This window comes from Candidatus Caldatribacterium sp., from assembly GCA_014359405.1.
Classification (GTDB): domain Bacteria; phylum Atribacterota; class Atribacteria; order Atribacterales; family Caldatribacteriaceae; genus Caldatribacterium; species Caldatribacterium oleiphilum.
In genome coordinates, this window is the sequence record JACIZN010000036.1 from 1 (window position 1) to 6,287 (window position 6,287).

The 6,287-nt window shown below is 53.8% G+C and carries 6 protein-coding genes and 1 pseudogene (1 of these 7 running past the window's edge); 6 read left to right on the forward strand and 1 reads right to left on the reverse strand.

Going from position 1 to position 6,287, the window contains the following annotated elements; all coding sequences use genetic code 11:
* A partial coding sequence (locus tag H5U36_04140; GenBank protein MBC7217352.1) for a sugar ABC transporter permease occupies positions 1–527 on the forward strand: 527 nt, incomplete at its 5' end.
* Between the two features lie 12 nt (positions 528–539).
* Positions 540–1,391 (forward strand): carbohydrate ABC transporter permease, encoded by an 852-nt coding sequence (locus H5U36_04145; GenBank protein ID MBC7217353.1) that lies wholly within the window; start codon positions 540–542, stop codon positions 1,389–1,391.
* A 27-nt stretch (positions 1,392–1,418) separates the two neighbouring features.
* Here the strand turns inward: H5U36_04145 and H5U36_04150 are convergent, their stop codons facing one another.
* Positions 1,419–2,657 carry a glycosyltransferase family 2 protein gene (locus tag H5U36_04150; protein ID MBC7217354.1) on the reverse strand — a complete coding sequence of 413 codons (1,239 nt, stop codon included), beginning with the start codon at positions 2,655–2,657 and terminating at the stop codon, positions 1,419–1,421.
* A 252-nt stretch (positions 2,658–2,909) separates the two neighbouring features.
* On the opposite strand from H5U36_04150, the gene H5U36_04155 reads away from it, so the two are divergent.
* The 4 genes and pseudogenes from H5U36_04155 to H5U36_04170 all read left to right on the forward strand — a co-directional run.
* Positions 2,910–3,965 carry a 4Fe-4S dicluster domain-containing protein gene (locus H5U36_04155; protein ID MBC7217355.1) on the forward strand — a complete coding sequence of 352 codons (1,056 nt, stop codon included), beginning with the start codon at positions 2,910–2,912 and terminating at the stop codon, positions 3,963–3,965.
* Between the two features lie 5 nt (positions 3,966–3,970).
* Entirely contained in the window at positions 3,971–4,807 is an 837-nt protein-coding gene (locus tag H5U36_04160) for an FAD/NAD(P)-binding protein (protein MBC7217356.1), read from the forward strand.
* Positions 4,807–5,583 carry a cytochrome B gene (locus H5U36_04165; GenBank protein MBC7217357.1) on the forward strand — a complete coding sequence of 259 codons (777 nt, stop codon included), beginning with the start codon at positions 4,807–4,809 and terminating at the stop codon, positions 5,581–5,583. Before H5U36_04160 ends, H5U36_04165 begins: the two co-directional genes overlap by 1 nt.
* A pseudogene (locus H5U36_04170) lies at positions 5,561–6,287 on the forward strand (Ni/Fe hydrogenase subunit alpha) (it continues 618 nt past the right edge of the window). Before H5U36_04165 ends, H5U36_04170 begins: the two are co-directional and overlap by 23 nt.

Sequence of the window (6,287 nt, forward strand, 5' to 3'; positions counted from 1 at the left end):
CGGTTGCCCTGGGATACCTTGGGGTCATGATGTTCTACGAAGAGAATGGGCCTATCAATGTCCTCCTGAAGTACATCGGTTTGGGGAAGGTCCCCTGGCTTTCTCATCCTCTTTGGGCGACATTGGCCATTTGTCTTGTTGATATCTGGCAGTGGACGCCTTTTGCCTTCATCATTCTCCTGGCAGGGTTACAATCGATTTCTGACGAGATTTACGAAGCCGCTGTTATCGATACGTCTTCGAGCTGGGCAATTTTCCGGCACATCACCCTTCCTCTCCTCTCGCCGGTCCTTGGAACCGTCATCATGCTCCGCATGGTTGATGCTTTTAAGGCCTTCGACATTCCCTTTAGCCTCACAAGCGGTGGTCCGGGAACGGCAACAAGAACCCTTACCTTCTACATTTACACTCAGGGTCTTCGAAACTTCGACCTGGGCTATGCCAGCGCCATGGCCTATTTCCTTTTAGCCATCACAATGATTATCGGGCTCCTCTTTTTCCGGAGATACCGGGAACTCTACGAGTAGGGGAGAGAGACGATGCACAGGAGAAAAGGCTCCATCGTTGCGGAAGTCCTAACGTGGGTGGTTGTGGTCATTGCCATCTTGTGGGTGCTTTTCCCCTTCTACTGGACCGTTATTACATCCTTTAAAAAACCGGCGGACGTCTTTCGCCTGAGTAGCATTCCCTGGCTCCAGTTCACTCCGACCTTGAGTAACTGGCAGACGGAATTCACGCAGCGGGGTCCAGAAATTCTCCGGGGAATCACGAATAGCATCATCATCGCCGTTTTTGCTTCGCTCATTGCCGTGGCTTTGGGAACCCTTGCGGGATATGGATTAGCCCGGTACAAGTACGTGAAATGGCGGAACCAGAGCATGGCGTTCTGGTTCCTTTCCCAGCGCTTCCTCCCTCCTGCAGCCACAGTTATTCCTTTCTTCCTCCTCATGAAGTCTTTAGGTCTTTTGGACACAAGAGTGGCCCTTATTCTTGTCAACACCACCTTTGCCATGCCCTTTGCCGTACTCATTATGAAGGACATGTTCCGGGAGCTGCCGGTTGAGCTTGAGGAAGCTGCGTTGGTTGATGGATGCTCCCGGTGGGAAGCTTTCTTGCGGATTGCCCTGCCTCTGGCGGCGCCAGCGCTTGTAGCGACAGTCATTATCTGTTTCTCTTTTGCCTGGAACGAGTTCCTCTTTGCCCTCGTTCTCACCTACAAGAACGCAACCCCTATGACCATTATCATCGCCGGTACAGAGCACACTCAGGGAGTGCAGTTCTGGTACGTCTCAACGAGGCTTCTCCTTGCCATACTCCCACCGACTCTCCTTGCCCTCACTGTCCAGCGCTACATCGTTCGCGGCCTCACCATGGGTGCGGTGAAGGGATGACAAAAAAGGGCCGCTTCGGCGGCCCCGTTACTTTGATGCTGCGGATTCCCCGAGGATCTCCTTGATAGAAATGGCACAGCTGTGTTCGGTTTTGACCCACCGTCTCTGGTTCCAGGAGAGCAGAACACCCGAAAAGACAATGGGTATCCAGCTTAAGCCGTACACCGTGTACAGGGCAAAGTAGGGAAGGTACCGCAAGGTGAAGCGGCCCTCCTTGAGGGAAGGACCAAGGACCACCTGGTAGGCGCTCTGGACAAGGGCAAGGGGAATCCAGAGGTACAGGTACAGGAGAGAAGATGTGTTTCCGCAAACTCCCCGCCTCAGGGCTTCAAAAGCTACAGAAACTGTGGTCAGGACGATGCTCAAAGGTGTGAAAAGGTAGAGAAGGTAGTCCAGGTACTGGAGATGTCCGCTGAGGAGGAATTTCAGGAGAAGTTTCCATCCATACCGCCAGAGGATGAAGGAATGTCCCTGCATCCAGCGGGTGCGCTGGCGGTGGCTTGAGGCGTAGCAAGTTGGTTTCTCATCATAGGTTATGGCCCACTCGTTCCAGTGGACTTTGCCTCCCGCAAGCACCACCTGAACGCTGAACTCGAGATCTTCGGTGAGACTCTTCAGGTTCCATCCCAGACGGGAAATGCAGGAAGTCCTTATGACAAGGCCTGTGCCTCCTAAGGTAGCTGAGAGTCCCCAGTTTGCCCGGGCAAGTTGCCAGAACCGGTTGGCGTACCAGTACGCCAAAGCGTACATCCTGGTGAGCCAGGAGTGATCCGGATTTTTCGTCTCAAGGTACCCCTGGATGACTTCTGCGTCCTCGTGGGCCTCAAGGTAGTCGTTCATCCGGGAGAGAAACTGAGGATGGACGAGGTTGTCAGCATCAAAGAGGGCTATGGCATCGTGCGTTTTACCAGGGCGTTTGGGGTCGTTTCGTTCAAGGACAAAGGCTCCATGGGCAAGGGCAACTTCTTTGGTCCGGTCGGTGCAGGCGTCGCAGGCGACGTAAACGTCGAAGAACTCTCTTGGGTACTCTTGTCTCTTCAAGCTCTCAAGGAGTGGCCCCAGGACTTTCTCCTCGTTGTGAGCAGGGATGAGGACGGCGAATTTCCTGAACCGTCGAGCTCTTGGAAGAGGACGAGGGGATTGGAATCCCCGAAGGGCTACGATGGTCTCGTAGACCCAAAAGCAGTACAGGAGAAGGGCGAGAACTCTGAGCGGTTCCAAGGAGTCGTCGACCCATTGCTCGGATAGTGCGAGAAAGGGATGCATTTCCAGAACCCCCCTCAGTGGTACTTGAGAACTTGGGAAACTCAAAAGAACGTAGTACGCCTCAGGGGGGAAGTCAAGGACTTTCTGGAGTTACCTACCGTTTCGTTCACGGCGCAAGACAGGTAAAATTTGGCATTCTCAAGCTTTTCGCCGATTCCCCTAAGGTAGTTCCTGAGCGTAAGAGCTGAGAGGATTTGTGTCTTGCATTCATTGCGGTAATGAGGTAAAACAATACCAGAAGGGGGACGAGAAATGGACTACGTTGTTCTCGTGAAAAGCGACCTGGGTCCGTTCGTGGGATTCCTGAGGCAGCACGGCAAGGTTGTGGCCCCAAAGAAAAAGGGAGAGCGCCACTTCGCTTTTGAGGAGGTTGAGGACGCAAGAGACATAGCCCTCCGGTACATCCCCACCATCCTTCCTCCCAAGAAGTACTTCATGCCCCAGTATGAGACCCTTGCGGAGTACAATTTGCGAGAAGGACAGAAGCTCCATCCCGTGGTCGAGGTGGAACACATTGTTCTCTTTGGAGTCCATACCTGCGATCTTGCCGGAATCCAGTGCCTCGATGTGGTGTTCAGCGATCGTCCGAAAGATCTCAATTACCTCGTTCGCAAAGGTTACGTCACCATCATAGGGCTTGAGTGCAACGAGTACTGTGATGCGTACGCTTCGTGTGGACTCATGGGAACGTTCCTCCCTCAGGGAGGGTACGACCTCTTCTTCACCGACCTTGGAGACTACTTTCTGGTTCACGTGGGGACCCAGAGAGGAGAGGACATAGCTTGGGGATTTGGTCTCTTCCAGAAAGCAGAACCCAAGCACCTGAAAGACCTTGAGGTGCTTCGGGCTCGGAAGGCAGAGATTTTCCGTCCCGAGGTTCCAGTTGACCGTTTCCTGCTTCCCCGCATGTTCCAGGAAGGGTTTGAGGCCAAGGTCTGGGAGGATATTGGGAGCCGATGCCTCTCCTGTGCGAACTGTACGAACGTATGTCCCACGTGCTACTGTTTTGATGTGAAGGATGTTCTGAACCTTGATCTCACCACGGGGAGACGCATCCGGGTCTGGGATTCGTGCCAGAATGAACCTTTTGCAAAGATTGCAAGCGGTGAGAGCTTTCGGGCGGAACGCTCAGATCGGAAGCGTCACCGGTTCAACCGGAAGTTCTCGTATCCGGTGAAGCGGTACAATCGGTTCTTCTGTACCGGGTGTGGGCGTTGCAGTCGGGTCTGCATGGCGAAAATCGACCTGAAGGAGACCATTACGCAGCTTGCCCAGGAAACGGGATACCTTGGGGCCCTGCGGGGGTGATTCCTATGGAGAAGCTCTTCATAAGTCACACGGGATACGAGGTCAAGGAAGCCCAGATTCTTCGTACCGTTCGTCTCACGGAGAAGGATAAGCTTTTTGAACTCGCCCTCGTGGGAGGAGAAATTCTCGATTTTGAACCGGGGCAATTCCTTGAGGTTTCGCTCGTTGGGGTGGGAGAGGCACCAATATCCCTTTGTTCCTCGCCGACGCAGCGGAAGAGTTTTGAGCTCTGTGTACGTGCTGTGGGTCGGCTGACGAATGCCCTGCACCGCCTTGAACCGGGAGATATTGTAGGGATTCGAGGTCCCTTTGGAGTTGGTTTCCCGGTAACCAAGCTCATGGGGCACGACCTCCTCCTCATTGCCGGTGGCATTGGCCTTGCTCCTTTGCGCTCTCTCATCAACTACGTCATGGACAATCGGCGGGATTTCGGGAGAGTCCATGTGCTCTTCGGGTGCAAGGACCCACAGAACCTCCTTTTCCGGGACGAGATTGAGGTGTGGCAGCGCCGTATGGATGTGGGGTTCCAGTGCACGGTGGACCAGGCAGACCCCGATTGGAAGGGAAACGTGGGCCTTGTCACCTCCCTCATTCCTGGAGTGGATATCAATCCTCGGGAGACCTTTGCGGTTATGGTTGGTCCACCGGTCATGTACCGCTTCGTCATCGCCGAGCTCCTAAAGAAAGGTATTCCGGAGAGCCAAATCATCCTCTCCCTTGAGCGGCACATGAAGTGTGGTCTTGGTAAGTGTGGTCACTGCCAGATTCATGATATCTACTGCTGTCAGGATGGTCCGGTTTTCTTCTACGAGCGAATCAAAACTCTCAAAGGGGCGATATGATGAAGGCGCCAAAGGTTGCGTTCTTTGATTTCACCTGCTGCGAGGGTTGCCAGCTCCAGGTGGCGAATCTCGGCGAGCCACTTCTGGAGCTTTTGGGTTCTGTTGACCTTGTGGAGTTCCGGGAAACAATGAGCGAGCGGTGGGATGGCGTCTACGACATTGCCATTGTCGAAGGAAGTATCACTACTCCTCACGATGTGGAACGGGTGAAGAGAATCCGCCAGCGCTCGAAAATCCTTATTGCTTACGGGTCCTGTGCAACCATTGGAGGCGTCAACGGAATGAAGAATGCCTTTGACCTTGAGGAAATCAAAGAGTACGTGTACGGAGAAGGGGCGAAATTTTTTGAGACCATTCCCACCAAGCCCCTGCACGAGGTTGTCATGGTGGATTACTTCGTCCACGGTTGTCCGGTGTACCAGCCGGAGTTCCTCGAGGTCCTCAAGTGCGCCCTTTTGGGGATTCCCTACCATGTTCCGGATGTGGCGGTTTGCGTCGAGTGCAAGTTCAACGAGAATGTCTGTTTCTATGAGCGGGGCCTAACCTGTCTTGGTCCTATCACAAGGGCAGGGTGCAACTCCTGGTGCATCAATAACGGCAACATTTGCTACGGATGCCGGGGGATGGTTTCGAATCCCAACGAGAAGGGATTCCTTGAGGTTCTCAGGCAGTACGGGGTGAGCCTTGAGTTTCTCGTGCGGAGAATGGACATGTACAATGCCTGTCGAATTTTGAAAGGGGCAGAAAAGAACCATGGGGAGAAACGTGCGCATTGACGTAGAGTACCTCACAAGAGTTGAGGGGCATGGGAACATTGTGGTGGATGTGCGTGATGGGACGCTGCAGGAGTGCCGTTTGGAAATTATTGAATCGCCGCGCTTTTTCGAAGGCATGCTCCGGGGGCGGTCCATTTTTGAAGCCCAGCACATTACATCTCGTATCTGTGGCATCTGTGCCTGTGCTCATTCTCTTGCTTCCATACAGGCAGCTGAAGATGCCATAGGCTTTGTCCCCAGTGAGCAGACCGTTAAGCTCCGGAAGCTCCTCTTGGACCTTGAGATCCTCGACAGCCACATCCTCCATATTTACTTCCTCGTGGCTCCAGACCTTTTCGGGGTGAAGAGCTTTGTTCCCCTCATCGATACGCACAATGCTGTGGTTCGGAGGGCGTTGCGGCTCAAAAAGACCTGTAACGATGTCTGCGACATCCTCCTTGGGCGCCATGTACACCCCATAAGCTGCGTCGTGGGTGGGTTCACAAAACTTCCTCGACCTCAGGACCTTGAGGCTATGGGTAAGCTCCTGGAGAGCATGATTCCCGACCTTGAAGCCACGGTGGAGCTCGTCCAGAGATTCCGTTTCCCCGAGTTTGAGCGGGAAACAGAGTACGTGGCTCTCGTTTCGGATGACGATGAGTACCCTCTCCTCATGGGCGACATTGGTTCAACCGATGGGGTTCGCCTTCCAAAAAGAGAGTACC

Coding starts and splice junctions, on each gene's coding strand:
- H5U36_04150 (MBC7217354.1), bottom strand. CDS start 2,657: ATGCATCCCTTTCTCGCACTATCCGAGCAATGGGTCGACGACTCCTTG.
- H5U36_04155 (MBC7217355.1), top strand. CDS start 2,910: ATGGACTACGTTGTTCTCGTGAAAAGCGACCTGGGTCCGTTCGTGGGA.
- H5U36_04165 (MBC7217357.1), top strand. CDS start 4,807: ATGAAGGCGCCAAAGGTTGCGTTCTTTGATTTCACCTGCTGCGAGGGT.
- H5U36_04160 (MBC7217356.1), top strand. CDS start 3,971: ATGGAGAAGCTCTTCATAAGTCACACGGGATACGAGGTCAAGGAAGCC.
- H5U36_04145 (MBC7217353.1), top strand. CDS start 540: ATGCACAGGAGAAAAGGCTCCATCGTTGCGGAAGTCCTAACGTGGGTG.